This is a genomic window from Pseudomonas acericola (SeqCode) (assembly GCF_053456465.1).
In genome coordinates this window covers 202,574-221,314 of the sequence record NZ_JBRFJB010000001.1, presented here as the reverse complement: position 1 = coordinate 221,314, position 18,741 = coordinate 202,574, and the positions used below count along the sequence as shown (strand labels likewise).

Annotated in this window: 22 protein-coding genes; 3 read left to right on the top strand and 19 right to left on the bottom strand. The window is 58.4% G+C overall.

Going from position 1 to position 18,741, the window contains the following annotated elements:
• Positions 1-118 precede the first annotated feature (118 nt).
• The 15 genes from ybgF to ACU688_RS00930 all read right to left on the bottom strand — a co-directional run bounded on the left by ybgF (position 119) and on the right by ACU688_RS00930 (position 12,227).
• Positions 119-952 carry a tol-pal system protein YbgF gene (gene ybgF, locus ACU688_RS01000; protein WP_448183343.1) on the bottom strand — a complete coding sequence of 278 codons (834 nt, stop codon included), beginning with the start codon at positions 950-952 and terminating at the stop codon, positions 119-121.
• Positions 953-958: 6 nt separating this feature from the next.
• A complete protein-coding gene (pal, locus tag ACU688_RS00995) occupies positions 959-1,459 on the bottom strand; it encodes a peptidoglycan-associated lipoprotein Pal (RefSeq protein WP_003209827.1) in 501 nt (166 codons plus the stop codon).
• 55 nt (positions 1,460-1,514) lie between these two features.
• Positions 1,515-2,795: a Tol-Pal system beta propeller repeat protein TolB gene (gene tolB, locus ACU688_RS00990; protein ID WP_032865025.1), complete on the bottom strand. Its 1,281-nt coding sequence runs from the start codon at positions 2,793-2,795 to the stop codon at positions 1,515-1,517.
• Positions 2,796-2,812: 17 nt separating this feature from the next.
• Positions 2,813-3,886 carry a cell envelope integrity protein TolA gene (gene tolA, locus ACU688_RS00985; RefSeq protein ID WP_017738026.1) on the bottom strand — a complete coding sequence of 358 codons (1,074 nt, stop codon included), beginning with the start codon at positions 3,884-3,886 and terminating at the stop codon, positions 2,813-2,815.
• Positions 3,886-4,338 (bottom strand): protein TolR, encoded by a 453-nt coding sequence (gene tolR / locus ACU688_RS00980; protein WP_161630238.1) that lies wholly within the window; start codon positions 4,336-4,338, stop codon positions 3,886-3,888. Before tolR ends, tolA begins: the two co-directional genes overlap by 1 nt.
• 23 nt (positions 4,339-4,361) lie before the next feature.
• Positions 4,362-5,057 (bottom strand): protein TolQ, encoded by a 696-nt coding sequence (gene tolQ, locus ACU688_RS00975; protein ID WP_015885609.1) that lies wholly within the window; start codon positions 5,055-5,057, stop codon positions 4,362-4,364.
• Between the two features lies 1 nt (position 5,058).
• Positions 5,059-5,514, bottom strand: a complete 456-nt coding sequence (ybgC, locus tag ACU688_RS00970) for a tol-pal system-associated acyl-CoA thioesterase (RefSeq protein WP_071484353.1) — start codon at positions 5,512-5,514, stop codon at positions 5,059-5,061.
• A gap of 139 nt (positions 5,515-5,653) precedes the next feature.
• The gene (gene ruvB / locus ACU688_RS00965; RefSeq protein ID WP_015885611.1) at positions 5,654-6,712 is read right to left on the bottom strand and encodes a Holliday junction branch migration DNA helicase RuvB; all 1,059 of its coding nucleotides are present in this window, start codon (positions 6,710-6,712) and stop codon (positions 5,654-5,656) included.
• Positions 6,713-7,324, bottom strand: coding sequence for a Holliday junction branch migration protein RuvA (gene ruvA / locus ACU688_RS00960; RefSeq protein ID WP_003193868.1), 612 nt, complete (start codon positions 7,322-7,324; stop codon positions 6,713-6,715).
• 68 nt (positions 7,325-7,392) lie between these two features.
• Positions 7,393-7,917, bottom strand: a complete 525-nt coding sequence (gene ruvC / locus ACU688_RS00955; protein WP_065908840.1) for a crossover junction endodeoxyribonuclease RuvC — start codon at positions 7,915-7,917, stop codon at positions 7,393-7,395.
• A 154-nt stretch (positions 7,918-8,071) separates the two neighbouring features.
• On the bottom strand, positions 8,072-8,818 hold the full coding sequence (locus tag ACU688_RS00950) for a YebC/PmpR family DNA-binding transcriptional regulator (RefSeq protein WP_448183342.1): 747 nt from the start codon (positions 8,816-8,818) through the stop codon (positions 8,072-8,074).
• A gap of 135 nt (positions 8,819-8,953) precedes the next feature.
• Entirely contained in the window at positions 8,954-10,729 is a 1,776-nt protein-coding gene (aspS, locus tag ACU688_RS00945) for an aspartate--tRNA ligase (protein ID WP_448183341.1), read from the bottom strand.
• 108 nt (positions 10,730-10,837) lie between these two features.
• Positions 10,838-11,059: an FmdB family zinc ribbon protein gene (locus tag ACU688_RS00940; protein ID WP_010208103.1), complete on the bottom strand. Its 222-nt coding sequence runs from the start codon at positions 11,057-11,059 to the stop codon at positions 10,838-10,840.
• 171 nt (positions 11,060-11,230) lie between these two features.
• Positions 11,231-11,572, bottom strand: a complete 342-nt coding sequence (locus ACU688_RS00935) for a ribbon-helix-helix domain-containing protein (protein WP_448183340.1) — start codon at positions 11,570-11,572, stop codon at positions 11,231-11,233.
• A 181-nt stretch (positions 11,573-11,753) separates the two neighbouring features.
• On the bottom strand, positions 11,754-12,227 hold the full coding sequence (locus ACU688_RS00930) for a Dps family protein (RefSeq protein ID WP_448183339.1): 474 nt from the start codon (positions 12,225-12,227) through the stop codon (positions 11,754-11,756).
• A 430-nt stretch (positions 12,228-12,657) separates the two neighbouring features.
• Between ACU688_RS00930 and ACU688_RS00925 the strand changes: the two genes are divergently transcribed.
• Complete coding sequence (locus ACU688_RS00925) at positions 12,658-13,260, top strand: cold-shock protein (protein WP_005790922.1); 603 nt, start codon at positions 12,658-12,660, stop codon at positions 13,258-13,260.
• An 83-nt stretch (positions 13,261-13,343) separates the two neighbouring features.
• Here the strand turns inward: ACU688_RS00925 and ACU688_RS00920 are convergent, their stop codons facing one another.
• Both ACU688_RS00920 and ACU688_RS00915 read right to left on the bottom strand, forming a co-directional pair.
• On the bottom strand, positions 13,344-13,550 hold the full coding sequence (locus tag ACU688_RS00920) for a SlyX family protein (RefSeq protein ID WP_448183338.1): 207 nt from the start codon (positions 13,548-13,550) through the stop codon (positions 13,344-13,346).
• 3 nt (positions 13,551-13,553) lie between these two features.
• Complete coding sequence (locus tag ACU688_RS00915) at positions 13,554-13,979, bottom strand: HIT domain-containing protein (RefSeq protein WP_448183337.1); 426 nt, start codon at positions 13,977-13,979, stop codon at positions 13,554-13,556.
• Positions 13,980-14,714: 735 nt separating this feature from the next.
• Between ACU688_RS00915 and ACU688_RS00910 the strand changes: the two genes are divergently transcribed.
• Positions 14,715-16,004: an OprD family porin gene (locus tag ACU688_RS00910; RefSeq protein WP_448183336.1), complete on the top strand. Its 1,290-nt coding sequence runs from the start codon at positions 14,715-14,717 to the stop codon at positions 16,002-16,004.
• A gap of 190 nt (positions 16,005-16,194) precedes the next feature.
• Here the strand turns inward: ACU688_RS00910 and ACU688_RS00905 are convergent, their stop codons facing one another.
• Together ACU688_RS00905 and ACU688_RS00900 are read right to left on the bottom strand one after the other, a co-directional pair.
• The gene (locus tag ACU688_RS00905; protein WP_448183335.1) at positions 16,195-17,037 is read right to left on the bottom strand and encodes a mechanosensitive ion channel family protein; all 843 of its coding nucleotides are present in this window, start codon (positions 17,035-17,037) and stop codon (positions 16,195-16,197) included.
• Positions 17,038-17,175: 138 nt separating this feature from the next.
• The gene (locus ACU688_RS00900) at positions 17,176-17,661 is read right to left on the bottom strand and encodes a YajQ family cyclic di-GMP-binding protein (protein WP_448183334.1); all 486 of its coding nucleotides are present in this window, start codon (positions 17,659-17,661) and stop codon (positions 17,176-17,178) included.
• A gap of 123 nt (positions 17,662-17,784) precedes the next feature.
• Here ACU688_RS00900 and ACU688_RS00895 point away from each other — a divergent pair, with 123 nt between their 5' ends.
• The gene (locus ACU688_RS00895) at positions 17,785-18,702 is read left to right on the top strand and encodes a putative 2-dehydropantoate 2-reductase (RefSeq protein WP_448183333.1); all 918 of its coding nucleotides are present in this window, start codon (positions 17,785-17,787) and stop codon (positions 18,700-18,702) included.
• Positions 18,703-18,741: the final 39 nt, after the last annotated feature.

Sequence of the window (18,741 nt, the reverse complement as noted above, 5' to 3'; positions counted from 1 at the left end):
GCACTTCGAGAGACCCCGCCAACGCGTAGACCCCAAGAAGCGTGTTTCATAAAAGGGCGTGGATTCTAACGAAAAAACCCGCGCCAGGCGCGGGTTTCTTCCAAACGGGCTGCATTGCTTACAAGCGCTGCAAGTCCCGCTGGGCCAACTGAGCGGCGGAAGTCCCCGGATATTGGGCGACCACCTGTTGCAGAATGCCTTTGACCTTGTCGGTATGACCCAGGCGGCGTTCTACGTCGGCGAGTTTGTACAGCGAATCCGGCACCTTGGCGTGCTTGGGGTACAACTGGCTGACCTTGGCAAATGCCTGGCCCGCCGCTTGTAGATCACCCTTGGCCAGGTTGACCTCGCCCAACCAGTATTGGGCATTGCCCGCGTACTGGCTGTTCGGGTATTTGCGCAGGAAAGCGGTAAATGCCTGGCTGGCTTTATCGAAGTCCTTGGCCTTGATCAGGTCGAAGGCTGCATCGTAATACAGCTTTTCCTTCGCCGGATCACCCGGTTCGCTGCTGGCGGCAGGGGCTTGGCTGACAGCCGCCCCTGCTGCTGCACCACCGATAGCTGCGCTAGGCGCGCCACCGGCAGAAGAATTATCAGGAGTTGCGGCAGGTGTAACGCCGGCTCCAATGCGTCGATCAAGATCCTGGTAACGCTCCAGGCCTTCTTGCTTCAGCTGGCGCACTTCATTTTGCAGAATTTCAATGGTGCCTTGTTGCTGCGCCAATTGATCCTGCATGCGTTGCAGCTGGTTGAACAGTTCGCCCTGTGCCGAGGGAGCGGACGTAGCCGCTCCCCCCGCATAGGCGCCGTTCGTGCCATAACCTGCTGGCGGATAACTGCTCCCGCTATTGTTATAGCCAGAGTTGCTATCTTCCACAGGAACCGCAGCCCACACCGCAAGCGGTGCGAGGCTGAGAGCCAATACAGTTAGAGCACGACGGCACGTTCGCATGACGAATTACTTACGCAGTTCGACGCGACGGTTTTGAGCCCAGGACTGCTCGTCGTGGCCAGTAGCAACTGGACGCTCTTTACCGTAGGAAACCAGTTCCAGTTGGCCTGGAGCAACACCTTGCAGTACCAGGTAGCGCTGAACGGCTTTCGCACGACGCTCGCCCAGTGCCATGTTGTACTCACGAGTACCACGTTCGTCGGTGTTACCTTCCAGAACAACGCGAGCGCCGTTAGCTTTCAGGTCCTTCGCGTGAACGTCCAGAGCGCGCATGGCTTCTGGTTTCAGGTCCGAACTGTCGTATTCGAAGTAGAAAGTGGTGATAGCGCGCAGAGCAGCTTCTTCGCTCAGGGAGCCGTCAACTGCACCAGTGTTAGCGCCGTAACCAGCGTTTGGATCAACAGCTGCGCCTTCACCGGCATTGTCGCCGCCTTTAGACGAGCAACCAACGGCTACGGACAGAGCCAGAGCCAGAGCAGCAAACTTACCAAACTTCAGCATTTCCATCGTGAAACTCCTAATGAACCCCAGTGTGTTAAGTACTTCTTTTTGTAGCGCCGCGTCAGTTCAGGTAAGGGGACCAGGATGGTTCTCTGACTTCGCCTTGAGCGGTAGGAAGTGGGAGCCTTACGCGTCCATTAATGGATACGAGCATCAAGACTCCCCGGCCCTGCTGGCGGGTGGCGTAGATTACCATGGTGCCGTTGGGCGCAACAGTAGCTGACTCGTCAAGGTTGGTATCTGTAAGGATTTTTACGGTTCCACGCTGCAAATCCTGGGCCGCAACCCGGAAATTAGTGAAACCATCCTGACGGTGAATCATCACCAACGTCTTTTCATCAGCCGAAAGCTTCGGATTGGCGTTGTAGTTACCAATAAAGGTCACACGTTCCGCACCACCGCCGCCCACGCTTGCCTTGTAGACCTGTGGCTTGCCGCCACGGTCGGAAGTGAAGTAGATGGTCGAGCCATCTTTACCCCAGAACGGCTCGGTGTTGATACCTGGGCCGCTGGTCACGCGAGAGATCTGGCGCGAAGCCATGTTCATCACGTAGATATCAGGGTTGCCATCCTTGGACAGCACGAACGCCAGGCGCGAACCATCCGGCGACCAGGCTGGCGCGCCGTTGAGGCCTTCGAAGTTGGTGATCTGCTCACGACGGCCAGTATCGATGTGCTGGACGAAGATGCGCGGACGCTTCTGTTCAAAGGACACGTAGGCAATACGCTTGCCGTCCGGTGCAAAACGCGGCGACAGGATCGGCTCACGGGATTGCAGCAAGGTCACGGCGCGAGCACCGTCGTAGTCCGAACGCTGCAAGGTGTAGCGCGTGTTGTCTACCGAGAAACGCTCAGCCGTTACATAAAGCAGACGCGTCGAGAAAGCACCCTTGATACCGGTGAGCTTTTCAAACGACTGGTCCGAAATGTAGTGCGCCATGTCACGCAGTTGTTCAGCCGTGCCCGACACGCTGCCGGTCAAGACCTGCTGCTCGGTGGCCACGTTGAACAAGGTGTACTGGATCTGCAGGCGACCACCGGCTGGCACGATATTGCCGACCATCAGGTACTGCGCGCCCACGGCTTTCCAGTCGCGGAACACAACTTCGCTGGCCTGGTTCGGCTGGCTGATCATGTTGCCTTTTGGAATCGGCGCGTAGTAACCGGAGTTGCGCAGGTCGTCGCTGACGATCTGGGCCATGTCGTCCGGCAGCACGCTGCCGCCCTGCCAACCAAACGGTACTACCGCGATCGGGGTGGCCCGATCGCTACCGCTGGTGACCAGGATGTTTTTTTCATCCGCCGCCGCTATCCCTGCCATACAGCAAATAACGACAAGCATTCCTCGAAGAAGGTTTCTCACAAGGCTAGATCCTCAGGTGTGAATGTCATCTTGAATGAACGATAGGGAGCGAAGTCGCTTGGTTTCATTCCCTGCATCTCGGTCAACCGGCCAATGTTCTTGACCGCTGCAACCGCCGAACTGTCGAACGAACCATCGCCACTGGACTTGGCCACGCTGACCGAAGTCACCGTACCGTCCGGCAACATGCCGATCTGCAGCACTACTGTCATGCCTTTGCGTGCCGAAGGTGGACGCGTCCAACCCTCTGCTGCCCGCGCCCGAATCAGGTCGTCGAAACTGCCCGCGACTTCATCACCACGTTCATCGGCCAAGGCTTGCTGACGCTGCGGCGTGTCCGAAAGCAAATCTGCCAAGGCCTGGGCCTTTTTCTCTTCGGCGGATTTGCGTGCTGCTTCCTGGGCCTTTTTCTTGGTGGCGTCGGCGGCAGCTTTCTTCTTAGCGTCATCGGCGACTTTCTTCTTCGCCTCGTCTGCTTCAGCTTTTTTCTTGGCGTCTTCGGCGGCTTTCTTCTTCGCGTCTTCGACTATTTTCTTCTTGGCTTCCTCAGCGGCCTTTTTCTTGGCCTCTTCTTCGGCAGCTTTTTTGGCTTCTTCTTCAGATTTCTTCTTGGCTATATCAGCCAATTGTTTCTCTTCGGCTTTTTTGGCTTCGGCAGCTTTCTCGGCTTTCTTGGCTTCATCAGCCTTTTTCGCCTCGTCGGCCTTCTTCGCTTCGTCAGCCTTTTTCGATTCCTCGGCCTTTTGAGCCGCCTCTTCTTTCTTTTGTTCCGCAGCAGCCTTCACCGCTTCCTGCTCGACCTTTTTCTGTTCCATCTGTTCGACTTCAGTCTGGCGCGCAGCCGACTTCTGGGCCTCACCCGCAATCTTCTGATTGGTCTGGGTGGTGGCCTGACTTTTCGATTTCAGCTGATACAGGGTCGCCTGCACGATCGGCTTGGCTGGCGGCAGGTCCGGGGTCATGGCAAAGCTGACGAACAGCATGCCAAACACCAGGACGTGCAGGGCAATTGCCCAGACGCTAGGCCAGAAGTAGCTTTCCGAGGCGGACGGCTCTCGCTGCTGCTGCATCAGGGCGCCTCGGTAATCAAGCCAACGTTACCGACGCCGGCCTTCTGCAGCCCGCCCATGGCGCCCATGACAGAGCCGTAGTCGACAACCTTGTCACCACGAATGAACACCTGGGTGTGCTTGCCGCCTTCGTTGCCGGAACGGATGATCTTGGTCACCGCGTCGGTCATCTGCGGCAAGGTCATGGCCTTGTCCTGCTGTTTCTGGGTATCGACTTCGCTGCCAAGGTTCCAGTAGTAGGTCTTGTCAGCCTTGATCGAAATGGTCAGGACCTGAGTGTTGTTGTCTTGCGGCAAGGCTTCGCTGGAAACCTTGGGCAGATCAACCTTCACGCCCTGATTGAGCATCGGCGCGGTCACCATGAAGATAACCAGCAGTACCAGCATCACGTCGATGTAAGGCACTACGTTCATCTCGGCGACCGGCTTGCGCTTTTTGCGAGCTCGAGCGATTAAAGCCATTGTGAATTACCTGCTTATTCTTCGCTGGTGTGCACTTTACGGTGCAGGATCGCCTGGAATTCATCGGCGAAGGTGTAGTAACGGCCAATCAGGGTTTCGCTGGTGGCAGCAAAACGGTTGTAGGCAATTACTGCGGGGATAGCAGCGAACAGGCCGATCGCGGTGGCGATCAGGGCTTCGGCGATACCCGGGGCCACGGTGGCCAGGGTCGCTTGCTGGGCCTGGGCCAGGCCGCGGAAGGAGTTCATGATCCCCCACACGGTACCGAACAGGCCGATGTACGGGCTCACGGAACCGACGGTGGCGAGGAACGGCAAGCTTTGCTCAAGCTTTTCTTCTTCGCGGGAGATGGCCACGCGCATGGCGCGGGCCACGCCTTCCATCACGGCTTCCGGGTCAACGCCAGGCTGCTGACGCAGACGGGAGAATTCCTTGAAACCAGCGCGAAAGATCTGCTCGACGCCCGAATCCGGGTCCGGGTTGCTGCCCGCCTGGCGGTACAGCTTGGACAGGTCGATACCCGACCAGAAGCGCTCTTCAAAGCTCTCCAGGGCACGTCTACCGGCACGCAGCAGGTTGCTGCGCTGAAAAATCATGACCCAAGAGGTAACCGATGCGGCTACCAGGGTCAGCATTACCAGTTGAACCACGACACTGGCATTGCTGACCAGGCTCCACATGGAGGAATGGTCGACGACGGTAGGTTCCACGCTAAATCTCCTGCTTTGATTGTTTACCCGCGCCGCTTACGCCAGCAAAGGCCGCACGTAGAGCTTCGGGAATGGCCCGGGGTTTCAAACTATTGGTGCGCACACAAGCCACCAGGAACTGCCCCTCACAGAGCAGCGTTGCATCCGTTGCCCGCCTGACCTGCTGTTTAAAGCGCAGGCTGACACGGTTCAATTCGATTACTTCAGCGCTGACCAGCAGTTCATCGTCCAGCCGCGCCGGCGCGTGATACCGCGCCTCGCTGGAATGCACGACAAACAACAGGTCCTCCCCTGCCAGCTGGGATTGGGCAAAGCCCAGCTCCCGTAGCCGCTCGGTTCGAGCCCGCTCCATGAACTTGAGATAATTGACGTAATACACGATGCCGCCCGCATCGGTGTCCTCGTAATAAACGCGACAGCGATGTGCGAACGACTGATCCCCGTTTTGCGCGCGCATACTCTAGTGCTTACTCCTCAGGTTGCCAATCCGGCTGGGCAACTGTTTTTTCATTCCCTGAAACATTTCCAGTAACTGAATGACGCCGCCAGCCACTAGGACAGCACAAACGTCGAATAAATCGACTTGCGCAATGCTTTTAATCGTCCACTGCATCAAGGAATTCGTCTACCACGGGCATCTCACCCAATCGTGACGGAATGTTTAACCCAAAGTGCAGGTAGGCATGCCGCGTCACTACTCGGCCCCTTGGGGTGCGCATGATGTAACCCTGCTGGATCAGGTACGGCTCCAGCACATCCTCGATCGTGTGGCGCTCTTCGCTGATGGCGGCTGCCAGGCTGTCGACGCCCACCGGGCCGCCGTCGAACTTCTCGATCATGGTCAAGAGTAGACGCCGATCCTGGTGATCGAAGCCATGCTCATCCACATCCAGCAGGTTCAAGGCCAAGTCGGCCACGGCCTTGGTGATGTGGCCCTTGGCACGCACCTCGGCAAAGTCACGCACGCGGCGCAGCAAACGGTTGGCGATTCGCGGTGTACCACGGGCACGACGGGCGATTTCGAACGCGCCTTCCGGGTCCAGCGGCAAGCCGAGAATGCCCGCCGAACGGCTGACGATGGTCGCCAAGTCTGCGGTGCTATAGAACTCTAGACGTTGAACAATGCCGAAACGGTCTCGCAACGGGTTGGTCAGCATGCCCGCGCGGGTGGTGGCACCAACGAGGGTGAAGGGTGGCAGGTCGAGCTTGATCGAGCGCGCCGCCGGGCCTTCGCCGATCATGATGTCGAGCTGGAAGTCTTCCATGGCCGGGTACAGCACTTCCTCAACGATCGGCGACAGCCGGTGGATCTCGTCGATAAACAGCACGTCGTGCGGCTCAAGATTGGTCAACAGTGCCGCCAGGTCACCCGGACGTTCCAGCACCGGGCCGGAGGTGGACTTGATCGACACGCCCATTTCCTGGGCGATGATATTGGCCAGGGTGGTCTTGCCCAAGCCCGGAGGGCCAAAGATCAACGTGTGATCCAAAGACTCACTGCGCCCGCGCGCGGCCTGGATAAACAGTTCCATCTGCTCGCGCACGGTGGGCTGGCCGATGTAGTCGGCCAGGCTCAGGGGGCGGATGGCGCGGTCCTGCACTTCTTCACGGTCGCGCGGGCCGGTGGCCGCGATCAGACGATCTGCTTCAATCACTTAAATCATTCCCTTCAGGGCGCGGCGGATCATGTCTTCGGCACTCAGGTTCTTATCCTTGATGGCCGACACGGCCTTGCTGGCTTCCTGCGGCTTGTAGCCCAGGGAAATCAGCGCATTGACCGCATCGCTCTCGGCGCTGGCGACCTGGGCCGCTGGCATGTCCGGTTGGTTCGGTACCAGGGCGAACATGCTCGGCACCACTTCCCAGGCCTTGAAACGGTCCTTGAGTTCCACCAGCAGGCGCTCGGCGGTCTTCTTGCCGACACCCGGCACCTTGGTCAGCGCCGAGGTGTCCTGGGCCGACACCGCGCGCACCAGCTCATCCACTTCCAGGCTCGACATCAACGCCAGCGCCAGTTTCGGGCCGACGCCATTAAGGCGAATCAACTCGCGGAAGAAGTCGCGGTCGCGCTTGCCAATGAAACCATAGAGCAATTGCGCATCTTCGCGCACCACCAGATGGGTGTGCAGCGTAATCGGCTCGCCGACCGACGGCAGGCGATACAGGGTGGTCATGGGCACTTCCAGCTCATACCCCAACCCGTTGACATCCAGAATCAGGTGCGGCGGCTGTTTCTCAGCGAGGGTGCCGCGCAAGCGTCCAATCACGGTTCAAATCCTTAAAGCTTGAGGGTCAGGCACAGACCAGACCGGGAAAAACGATTGCGCTGATGCTATCAGAGACGCAGCCGCCCGCCACGACTGCGTGCCGTGCCCAGGCCGTGGGGCAGCAGGCTGGAACGGGTGTGCGCATGGCAAATGGCGATGGCCAGGGCGTCGGAGGCGTCGATTTGCGGCTTGGCGGTGAGTTTGAGCATGTGCATGACCATCATCTGCACCTGTTCCTTGTTCGCCGCACCGGTGCCGACCACGGCCTGCTTGACCTGGGTCGCGGTGTATTCGGCGATCTCCATGCCCTCCTCGGCACCGGCGACGATGGCCGCGCCACGGGCCTGGCCAAGCTTGAGCGCCGAATCGGCGTTCTTGGCCATGAACACCTTTTCGATGCCCATGGTCACCGGGCCGTAGGTCTGGATCACCTCACGCACACCGCGATAGACGATCTGCAGGCGCTCAGCCAACTCGCCGGCGCCTGTACGGATGCAACCCGAGGCGACGTAAATGCAGCCGCGCGGGGTTTGTTGCACCACGCCAAAGCCGGTGATGCGCGAACCGGGGTCGATACCTAGGATTAAAGTCATAACGCCTGCAGAGTGGGAAAAACACAATTCTTGCGGCCAACATCGAACAACTGTGGGAGCTGGCTTGCCTGCGATGCAGACACCTCGGTGTTTCTGTCAACCCGAAGTGATGCCATCGCAGGCAAGCCAGCTCCCACAAGGATCCTCATTGTGCTCAGGTAAGCTGCTCGGCTACAGATTCCGGGATGTCGGCATTCGAATAGACGTTCTGCACATCATCCAGGTCTTCAAGCATATCCAGCAGCTTCAGCACTTTCTGTGCACCCTCCAGGTCCAGTTCGGCACTGGTGGTCGGCAGCATCACGATTTCCGCGTCAGTGCCTTTGAAACCCGCTGCGTCGAGGGCGTTGCGCACGGCGTAGAAGCTGGCAAACGAGGTGAACACGTCGATGGAGCCATCTTCGTTGGTCACTACGTCGTCGGCGTCAGCCTCCATCGCCGCTTCCATCAGCGCGTCCTCATCTACACCCGGCGCGAAGGAAATCTGGCCCTTACGCTCGAACAGATAGGCCACCGAGCCGTCAGTACCGAGGTTGCCACCGCACTTGCTGAACGCATGGCGCACCGCTGCGGCGGTACGGTTGCGGTTGTCGGTCATGCACTCGACCATCACCGCCACGCCGCCCGGGCCGTAGCCTTCATAGGTCAGCTCGACCATGTCGTCGGTATCGGCAGCGCCGGCACCACGGGCCACGGCGCGGTCGATGATGTCGCGGCTCATGTTGGCGCCGAGGGCCTTGTCCAGCGCCAGGCGCAGGCGCGGGTTGGAGCCCGGGTCGCCACCGCCCTGGCGGGCAGCGACGGTCAGCTCGCGAATCCACTTGGTGAAGATCTTGCCTTTCTTGGCATCCTGACGCTCTTTGCGGTGCTTGATGTTCGCCCACTTGGAATGGCCAGCCATAACACAACTCCGAAATTCTGTAGAAACCTTGTCAACCCTGCCCCAGGCAGGATGCAACCCTTGTAACGCAAAGGCGCATCCGAAGATGCGCCTTTTTAGACTGCGTAGAACTCAGTGCGCTTTCACGCCGCAGCCTTACTCAGCCTTCGGCGTCTCGCGCAGGCGGATGTGCAACTCGCGCAGCGCCTTGGCATCCACCACACCTGGAGCCTGGGTCATGACGTCCGCAGCACTCTGGGTTTTCGGGAAGGCGATCACTTCACGGATCGACTGGGCGCCGGTCATCAGCATCACCAGGCGGTCCAGGCCGAAGGCCAGGCCACCGTGGGGCGGCGCGCCGTATTTCAGGGCGTCGAGCAGGAAGCCGAACTTCTCTTCCTGTTCTGCTTCGTTGATGCCCAGCAGGCGGAAGACCGACTGTTGCATTTCCTTGCGATGGATACGGATCGAACCGCCACCCAGCTCAGTACCGTTCAAGACCATGTCGTAGGCACGGGACAGAGCGCCAGCCGGGTTGGCTTCCAGCTCGGCAGGCGTGCACTTCGGGGCGGTGAACGGGTGGTGCAAGGCGCTGAAGCTGCCGTCGTCGTTCTCTTCGAACATCGGGAAGTCAACGACCCACATCGGGGCCCATTCGCAGGTCAGCAGGTTCAGGTCGTGACCCAGCTTGATCCGCAGCGCGCCCAGGGCTTCGCTGACGATCTTGGCCTTGTCGGCGCCGAAGAACACGATGTCGCCATCAACCGCACCAACGCGATCGAGGATCTCGTTCAGGTTTTCCAGCGGGATGTTTTTCACGATCGGCGATTGCAGGCCGTCAACGCCATTGGCGCGCTCGTTGACCTTGATGTACGCCAGGCCCTTGGCACCGTAGATGCCGACGAACTTGGTGTAGTCGTCGATCTGCTTGCGCGGCATGCTCGCGCCGCCAGGCACACGCAGGGCAGCGATGCGGCATTTAGGGTCGTTGGCCGGGCCGCTGAACACCTTGAAGTCGACTGTTTTGAGCTGGTCGGCAACGTCTACCAGTTCCAGCGGGTTACGCAGGTCTGGCTTGTCGGAACCGTAGCGGCGCATGGCTTCTTCGAAGGTCATGTGCGGGAAGTCGCCGAATTCCAGGTCCAGCACTTCCTTGAACAGGTTGCGGATCATTTGTTCGGTCAGGCCCATGATCTCTTTTTCATCGAGGAAGCTGGTCTCGATGTCGATCTGGGTGAATTCCGGCTGGCGGTCGGCGCGCAGGTCTTCGTCACGGAAGCACTTGGCGATCTGGTAGTAACGGTCGAAGCCGGCCACCATCAGCAGTTGCTTGAACAGCTGCGGCGATTGCGGCAAGGCGAAGAAGCTGCCGGCGTGGGTGCGGCTCGGCACCAGGTAGTCACGCGCGCCTTCCGGGGTGGCCCGGGTCAGGATTGGCGTTTCAACGTCAAGGAAGCCGTTCTCGTCGAGGAAGCGGCGGATGCTGGTGGTCATGCGCGAACGCAGACGCAGCTTCTCGGCCATTTCCGGGCGACGCAGATCCAGGAAGCGGTAGCGCAGGCGGGTTTCTTCGCCCACGTCGGAGAACTCATTGAGCGGGAACGGCGGGGTTTCCGACTCGTTCAGCACTTCCAGTTCGTAACCCAGCACTTCGATGCCGCCAGAAGCCATGTTCTTGTTCACGGCACCGGCCGGACGCAGGCGCACCTTGCCGGTGATCTTCACGACGTATTCGCTGCGCACGCGGTCGGCGGCGGCGAAGCTTTCGGCGCGGTCCGGGTCGAACACCACCTGGGCCAGACCATCACGATCACGGATATCGAGGAAGATGACCCCGCCGTGGTCGCGGCGACGGTGAACCCATCCGCAAAGAGTGATTTCCTGGCCTTCCAGGGTCTCGTTCAGTTGGCCGCAATAGTGGCTGCGCATCATGGTAGTGGTTTCACTTCTCGTAATTCGAAATTCGGTGGAGGCCTGCCTCGTCACCGTACATTTAAGCCAGGGGACGGATAATGCAGGAGCCTGCGCGTAGAGTTCAACTCAGTCTGCTTTGTCGCCGCCGGCCAGATTCTTCTTCGAGCCGGTCTTGAAGTCGGTCTCGTACCAGCCGCTGCCACTCAGGCGGAAGCCTGGCATGGACAACATCTTCTTGAGCTCCGGCGCCTGGCAGGCTGGGCAATCGACCAGCGGTGCTGCGCTGATCTTCTGAATGGCTTCCAACTGATGACCACAGGAAGCACATTGATAGTCGTACATGGGCATGGCGATGTCTCGGCGATCAGATCGTTACTGCGCCACGCCTGCCCATTGGAGAATAGCCCAGGCACGCGCAGCAAAGCGCGGGATTATATAGGGTAAATCAAGGCAGCGCAGCCGGCTTTCTGCCCGAGACGCAGCCCGCCTGGACAGCGGGCCGCGCTCGGGACCGCTGGTTTACCCAGGGCTCGGCGGATCTACGTGGCCCTTGAGTGCGTGAACCACACACACCACCCGGACCAGACCACTGAAGTTCTTCACTCCCCCATAACGCAAATGCACTTCCCGATCGACATAAGACAGCAATGCACTGACTGAACAGGCATTGATCCTGGCAATTTCCGTGAGGATGTTCCAATAAATCTGTTCAAGTCGCAGGCACGTGGAAAATCCATTGAGCCTGACTGATCGGGACAAGGGCCTGGCCAGTCCCATGTCGAAGCCCTTTGCAAAGGGATCGACTTTTATCTTGTGGAAACCACAGGCCTCCATCACTCCATTACCCACTCCGCGTGACATACACCTGACACTCCATTGCCAAACAGCAGCCCATGGGTTTGTCCCACGGGACAGTGGGCCTATAAAACAGCAGGAGGACAAAGGCGGCCAGAAGACGCGGAGTTGATAGTTGTAGGACAACGCCAGGAAGCGAAGAGAAACAAGCAAGTGGCACCAGGGTGGCGCCACTGCGGGTGCGTATTTAATGGTTTTCGAGCAAGGAGCGCAGCATCCACGCGGTTTTTTCGTGAACCTGCATACGTTGGGTCAGCAAGTCGGCGGTCGGCTCATCACTGACCTTGTCGAGCAGTGGGAAGATACCGCGCGCGGTGCGGGTAACGGCCTCCTGGCCCGCCACCAGCTGCTTGATCATCTCTTCGGCGCTGGGCACGCCCTCCTCTTCCTTGATGGAAGACAGGCGGGCATAGATCGAATAGGCACCCGGCGCAGGGAAGCCGAGGGCGCGGATGCGCTCGGCAATGGAGTCCACCGCCAGCGCCAATTCGTTGTACTGCTCTTCAAACATCAAGTGCAGCGTACGAAACATGGGGCCCGTGACGTTCCAATGGAAGTTGTGGGTCTTCAGATACAGTACGTAGGTATCGGACAGCAGCCGTGACAGCCCATCGACGATGGATTTACGGTCTTCTTCACTGATACCAATATCGATTGCCATGGTTTTCCCCTTCAATTGACGAACGTTCATTGATCAGGTGCAGGACCACTCTAGCAAGAGAGTCGGCCTTGTGCAGCCCGACGCCACCATGGCACGTGCGGCAAATTGCCCCTTCTACTCTGTACTGGCCGCCGCAGGGCAAGCCGTCAACCATGTAGGAAAAGTTTCAAATCCCCATTCAAAAACGCCCATACCTCTCTAGAACAAGCCTTTGTCGCAGAAATGCCCACGCCATCGCAACACCCTGAAATGCTTGATTTGAGTAGGCACAGCCTTTGCTGTTAAATAGGCGGCGTGTGGCTGCCGTTAATGTTTGCGGCACGTTACATAGGCTGATACCCGCGCACGTGCTCAACGCCTCCCATTGTTCAGAAGCGAACCGTGCCAGTCAGCTCTTCCTTGTGATCCGTCTTAACGTGAGTTAATCAAAATGTTGAAAATCGTCCACCTGCTAACGGGCGTTGCAGCTTTGCTGCTGTCCTTTATCCCGAGCCTGCAGCCTGAAAGCCTGCCCTACCTGCAACAACATGACGCTCTGTACCTGGCCTTGTTCGGCCTTCTTAACCTGACGTTGGCACCAGTGATCCCTTACTGGAACAAAGGCACACGTCATCAACTGCAAAACCTGGTCAGCGCGCTGCTGGTACTGACCGTTGTCGTGCAAACCCTCACCCTCCTGGCGCCCATGCCTGAAGTCGGTGGCCACCCGGCCATCCTGCTCAGCCTGGTGATTGCCGTGGTTGCCATCGTTCTTCACTTGGCGATCAGCTTCTACCGTTCGTCGCCTGCGGCCGCGTCGCAAAACTACGACATGACCAACCGCGATACCGGCACCGTCAAGTGGTTCAACACCTCCAAAGGCTTCGGCTTTATTTCCCGCGATTCGGGCGACGATATCTTCGTCCACTTCCGGGCCATCCGTGGCGAAGGCCATCGCGTCCTGGTGGAAGGCCAGCGCGTGGAGTTCTCCGTGATGAACCGCGACAAGGGTTTGCAAGCAGAAGACGTGATTGCGGCACTGCCGCGTCGCTGATTTAAACTTCGCAACAAAAAAACCGCGACCCAGTGCTGACTGGGGCGCGGTTTTTTTATTGCCCGGCTATTGATGGAGCGGCATCAATAATGGGGCGGCGGCGCTTCCTCTTCGGAGGTCTCGAACTGGCCGCCCATTTCTTCCTGGCGCTTGAGCAGCGCGGCCATCTGCAATTGCAGGCGTTCAACCGCCCGCTGCTGAGTGACCAGGATGTCATTGAGGGTTTCGATGGTGTCGTCCTGAAAGGCCAGGCGGCTTTCCAGGTCGTTGACGCGGTCTTGCAAGTCCATGGTTCAGCCCTGGGTAAAGATAAAGTCGGCAGGCAACAGTTCACGCAATCGCGCGCGAATGGCCGTCACTTGTGCGTCGGTGTAAGGCTGGGCGGGATGCTTGCCCCATACCGGTGCCGGCCAGGCGGCGTCGTCGCGTTTGCGCACGATCACATGCACATGCAACTGGCTGACCACGTTACCGAGTGCGCCGATGTTCATCTTGTCGGCGCCAAGACCTTCGTTCAGCAATTGGGCAAGGGCCGTCGTCTCTTGCCACAAAGTCTGCTGATCGGCGACATCTAGTTGAAACACTTCACTGATAGCGTTGATGCGCGGCACCAGGATGAACCAGGGGTAATTCGAGTCATTGGACAGCAGCAGGCGGCACAGAGGGAAATCCCCAATGGCCAGCGTGTCTTGTTGCAGGCGTTGATCTAGGGCGAACACCGCGGGCACTCCATTCGGCAGGTCAGTTTCAGGCGCCCAGCATACCTTCGAATGCGCCCGCCTTCACGGCGAAGACGCCACCCGACAAAAAAGCCCTGCCCCTTTTCGATGCAGGCAGATATTTCGACTACGCTAAGTCGGGCTTTAACGGGGCGCACCAAAATGACCCACTTGTGCCTCAAAGGGATCCGCCAATTACCCACTCTGCGGGGTGAACCGGTAACGTTTTGCTCGGCAGCAAGGTTTTCGCAGTACCAAACCCGTGTAATAGGTGGGCGTCAAGTCCAAACCAAACGGCGTAAACAGCCCGTGCTTATGCGGTTTTAACAGCGTCGTAACGTTTTTCACGAAAAAATGACATTCGGTTACCGCTTTGAGCACGCTTGTTGCATTCACACTCATATCGTCGGCAACGACACCCGCTTGGAAGCCGGTGTTTCGCGATAAAAAACAGTAGCGTTTCAATGCTTATCAGGATGGCTTCAAACTTTCAAAATCGTTTGAAAACAGCATTGAAGTTGTCAGTCCCGTTACATTAAGGACTGTGAATTTGCGACATGGATCTAGCAATTTACGACAGCCTCGTAAAGAAGCTGAAAGGAAAGATAGGCAAGTATCGCCAATGATTGTCAGCGTGATATACCTTTGCGCCGACACAAAAAAGAAAGAGCCGCCCAGACAAAAATACAGGTGGGACGGCAGTACTCTTCCTAAAAACCAAAGGAGCAAATCACGATGCGCGTGATGAAGTGGAGCATGATCGCCCTGGCTGTTTCAGCAGGCACCTCGCAGTTCGCAATGGCGTCCGCCCAGGATGATTCCAAGGGCTTTATCGAAGACAGCACGGCCAGCATTCTGACCCGAGCCCTGTACTTCAGCCGTGACCGCCGTAACCACGATGCGGAACAAAGCCGTATCGAAGAAACCGGCCTTGGCTTCCACGGCCTGTTCAGCTCGGGTTACACCCAGGGCACCATCGGTGTCGGTGTAGATGTGATCGGCCTGCTGGGCGTCAAGCTCGACAGCGGCAAGGGTCGCGCCGGTACCGGCTTGTTCCCTGAAGGTTCCGACGGCCGTTCGCAAGACGACTACTCCAAAGGTGGCGCCGCCGTTAAGTTCCGTATCTCCAACACGGTCCTGAAGGTCGGCGATCAATACACCACCGCTCCAGTGTTTGCTTCCGATGACAGCCGTCTGCTGCCGGAACTGCCACAAGGCGTTTCCATCACCAGCACCGAAATCAAAGACCTGAAACTGGAAGCCGGTCACTTCACTTCGATCGTTGCCCAGGACCAGACCTACCGGGACAGTATCAGCAGCTCCGAGCCTGGCTCCAAGCGTGGCCTGCGTGATGCCAACTTCGGTGGCGCCGTTTACGCCTGGACTCCAGAGCTCAGCACCAGCCTCTACTACTCGAAAGTGGAAGATTACTGGAAGAAGACCTACGCCAACGTAAACTGGACCCACGCACTGAGCGATGACCAATCGCTGGCTTTCGACTTCAACATCTACAGCACCAAAAGCGACGGCGCTGGCCTGGTACGCTCCGACAAAGACGGCAGCAAGCTCGACAACCGCGCGTTCAGCTTGCAGGGTGCTTACACCCTCGGCGCTCATACCTTCACCCTGGCAGCCCAGAAAATCACTGGCGACGGCCAATACGCCTACGGCGTAGACGGCGGCGGCACGATCTTCCTGGCCAACTCCATCGCCCGTTCCGACTTCAACGCCGAAGGCGAGAAGTCCTACCAGGCTCGTTATGACCTCAACATGGCTACCTTCGGTATTCCTGGCCTGAGCTTCATGACCCGTTACGTGAAAGGTACCGGCGCAAACATCGCCTCTACCAGCAACGGTAAAGAGTGGGAACGCGACATCGAAGCCAAATACGTGATTCAGAGCGGTCCAGCCAAGGACCTGAGCCTGCGCGTACGTCAAGCGACCTATCGCTCGTCTGATCAGGTTTACTCGGGTTCGCTTGACGAACTGCGTCTGATCGCGCAATACCCGCTGAACATCCTGTAATTGATTGCCTGATTACAACGATGACTTAAGGCTTCGACCTTAAATAAAAAGCCGCTCCCCTGTTTGCAAGGGAGCGGCTTTTTTATTGCAGTTTTATTTCAATGAAAAAATAACTAGCAAGCTAACTAACGAGTCACATCAAAAAGTTTAAACCTGACCTATCGACCAGGTTAAACACTGCAACACCTTATTACTTCGTCGCCGTTTCCTGCATTACGCGAATAACCCGCTGCGGAAACGGGATATCAATCCCCGCCGCTTTCAAACGGTCACGTGCAAGTTCATTCAACATGAACACCACATCCCAATAATCCGCCGTCTTGGTCCAGCAACGCAGGGAAACCGTGATAGAGCTATCGCCCAAGGTCGACACCACGGCCACCGCAGCCGGGTCAGCCAGTACGCGCGGGTCTTTTGCCAAATCCAGCAACACCTCACGGGCTTTCTGCAGGTCGGCGTCATAGTCCACGCCCACGTCAAACACCACCTTGCGGGTTGGCTGACGGTTGGTGTTGGTGATGATGCCGTTGGACAGGCTGCCGTTCGGGATGATGACCGTCTTGTTGTCGCCTGTACGCAGCACGGTGTGGAAGATCTGGATGCTGTCGACGGTACCGGAAGTGCCCTGGGCTTCGATCCAGTCACCAATACGGAACGGACGGAACAACAGGATCAGCACGCCACCGGCGAAGTTCGCCAGGCTGCCTTGCAGTGCCAGGCCAATAGCCAGGGTTGCGGCGCCGATTGCGGCCACGAACGAGGTGGTTGCCACGCCGATCATCGAGGCCACGTTGACCATCAGCATCACTTTCAGCGCGATGTTGGCCAGGTTGGTGATGAAGTGTTGCAGCGCCAGGTCCGCATTACGCAGGGCCAGCAAGCGTCCCACCCGGTGGGTCAAGATGTTGATCAGCCACCAGCCGATGGCCAGGGTCAGCACGGCCAGCAATACGCGGCTGCCGTATTCCATGATCATCGGGACCCAAGACTGCGACGTCTTGATCAGTTGATCCACTTCAGCGTTCAAATCCATCTACCTTCTCCTGTCTCGCGGATGTGCGGCTTTAAATTGAGTACCCAGTAACGCAATTGAGCCCCGTAGGGCTCAATGGTCGGCGCAGGTTCTGGGGCGTGGGACGTCAAAAACGCCCCCAGGTTCCCCAAATGGCCATCAGTCGCGGAAGTTATTGAACTGCAGCGGCATGTCAAAGGTCTTGGCGCGCAGGGCGGCGATCGCTTCTTGCAGGTCGTCACGCTTCTTGCCGGTGATACGTACCTGCTCACCTTGGATGGCCGCCTGGACTTTCAGCTTGGCGTCCTTGACGTGAGCCACGATTTTCTTCGCCAGCTCCTTGTCGATGCCTTCCTTGAGGACGGCTTCCTGCTTCATCAGCTTGCCGGAGGCGTACGCTTCCTTGATTTCCAGGCACTGCGCGTCGATCTTGCGCTTGACCAGCGACAGCTTGAGGATCTCGATCATCGCTTCCAGCTGGAATTCAGCTTCCGCGGTCAGGTTGACGGTCAGGTCCTTTTCCTTGAATTCGAAGCTGCCCTTGCCTTTCAAGTCATAGCGGCGGTCCAGTTCCTTGACGGCGTTCTCGACGGCGTTGGTGACTTCGTGTTTGTCCAGTTCGGATACCACGTCGAACGAAGGCATGTCATTTCTCCAATATAAGGGGCGGGCTCAGTAGAGATGGAGCGCGCCCGAGCTAAAATGCCGGGGCATTATAGCGGTTCTTTCGCCTCGTTCACTGCGGGCGACCCTACGGAGCAAAAACTGATGTCGATCACCTGGCATATTCTCGGCGCCGGCAGCCTTGGCACCCTGTGGGCTACGCGCCTGGCGCGCGCGGGTGTGCCCGTCAGGTTGATAGTGCGCGACGAAACCCGTCTGGCCAGCTATCAGGCCGGGCCAGGGCTGACACTGGTGGAACACGGCATTGCACACACCTACCCGGTGATCGCTGAAACATCCGACAGCCCGGAGCCAATCCATCGCCTACTGGTCGCATGCAAAGCCTACGACGCTCAAGGCGCTGTCGCACAGCTGCAACATCGTTTAGCTGCGGACGCCGAATTGATCCTCCTGCAGAACGGCCTCGGCAGCCAGGATGCAGTGGCCGCCCAGTTCCCCCTGGCCCGCTGTATTTTTGCCTCCAGCACCGAAGGCGCATTTCGCGACGGCGACTGGCGAGTGGTGTTCGCCGGCCACGGCTATACCTGGCTGGGGGATGTAGGCCATCCCACCCCGCCACTGTGGCTGGAAGACCTGCACGCTGCCGCAATCCCCCACGACTGGAGTACCGACATTCTCACCCGCCTGTGGCGCAAGCTCGCCCTCAACTGTGCGATCAATCCGCTGACGGTGCTTTACCAATGCCGCAACGGCGGCCTGCAAGCCCACCAATGCGAAGTCGCGACCCTCTGCGCCGAACTGAGCGAGCTGCTCGAATGCTGCGGCCAACCCGCCGCCGCACAGGACCTGCACAGCGAAGTGACGCGAGTGATCGAGGCCACCGCAGCCAATTACTCCTCGATGTATCAGGACGTGGCCAATGCCCGGCGCACCGAAATCAGCTATCTATTGGGCTATGCTTGCCAGGCGGCGGCCCGTCACCAGTTGAACCTGCCCCATCTGCAGCAGTTGCAAGTACGCTTGGTCGAGCAGTTACGCGTACGCGGATTGCCCCAAGACTGAGCCACGCGCTACCCTGCCCGCCTGTCTATCACCTGGGAA

What these genes read in the sequence shown, in the direction of transcription:
- ybgF (WP_448183343.1), bottom strand. Translation starts at nt 952, where the DNA reads ATGCGAACGTGCCGTCGTGCTCTAACTGTATTGGCTCTCAGCCTCGCA.
- pal (WP_003209827.1), bottom strand. Translation starts at nt 1,459, where the DNA reads ATGGAAATGCTGAAGTTTGGTAAGTTTGCTGCTCTGGCTCTGGCTCTG.
- tolB (WP_032865025.1), bottom strand. Translation starts at nt 2,795, where the DNA reads ATGCTTGTCGTTATTTGCTGTATGGCAGGGATAGCGGCGGCGGATGAA.
- tolA (WP_017738026.1), bottom strand. Translation starts at nt 3,886, where the DNA reads ATGCAGCAGCAGCGAGAGCCGTCCGCCTCGGAAAGCTACTTCTGGCCT.
- ybgC (WP_071484353.1), bottom strand. Translation starts at nt 5,514, where the DNA reads ATGCGCGCGCAAAACGGGGATCAGTCGTTCGCACATCGCTGTCGCGTT.
- ruvC (WP_065908840.1), bottom strand. Translation starts at nt 7,917, where the DNA reads ATGACTTTAATCCTAGGTATCGACCCCGGTTCGCGCATCACCGGCTTT.
- ACU688_RS00950 (WP_448183342.1), bottom strand. Translation starts at nt 8,818, where the DNA reads ATGGCTGGCCATTCCAAGTGGGCGAACATCAAGCACCGCAAAGAGCGT.
- aspS (WP_448183341.1), bottom strand. Translation starts at nt 10,729, where the DNA reads ATGATGCGCAGCCACTATTGCGGCCAACTGAACGAGACCCTGGAAGGC.
- ACU688_RS00940 (WP_010208103.1), bottom strand. Translation starts at nt 11,059, where the DNA reads ATGCCCATGTACGACTATCAATGTGCTTCCTGTGGTCATCAGTTGGAA.
- ACU688_RS00935 (WP_448183340.1), bottom strand. Translation starts at nt 11,572, where the DNA reads ATGTCACGCGGAGTGGGTAATGGAGTGATGGAGGCCTGTGGTTTCCAC.
- ACU688_RS00930 (WP_448183339.1), bottom strand. Translation starts at nt 12,227, where the DNA reads ATGGCAATCGATATTGGTATCAGTGAAGAAGACCGTAAATCCATCGTC.
- ACU688_RS00925 (WP_005790922.1), top strand. Translation starts at nt 12,658, where the DNA reads ATGTTGAAAATCGTCCACCTGCTAACGGGCGTTGCAGCTTTGCTGCTG.
- ACU688_RS00920 (WP_448183338.1), bottom strand. Translation starts at nt 13,550, where the DNA reads ATGGACTTGCAAGACCGCGTCAACGACCTGGAAAGCCGCCTGGCCTTT.
- ACU688_RS00910 (WP_448183336.1), top strand. Translation starts at nt 14,715, where the DNA reads ATGCGCGTGATGAAGTGGAGCATGATCGCCCTGGCTGTTTCAGCAGGC.
- ACU688_RS00905 (WP_448183335.1), bottom strand. Translation starts at nt 17,037, where the DNA reads ATGGATTTGAACGCTGAAGTGGATCAACTGATCAAGACGTCGCAGTCT.
- ACU688_RS00900 (WP_448183334.1), bottom strand. Translation starts at nt 17,661, where the DNA reads ATGCCTTCGTTCGACGTGGTATCCGAACTGGACAAACACGAAGTCACC.
- ACU688_RS00895 (WP_448183333.1), top strand. Translation starts at nt 17,785, where the DNA reads ATGTCGATCACCTGGCATATTCTCGGCGCCGGCAGCCTTGGCACCCTG.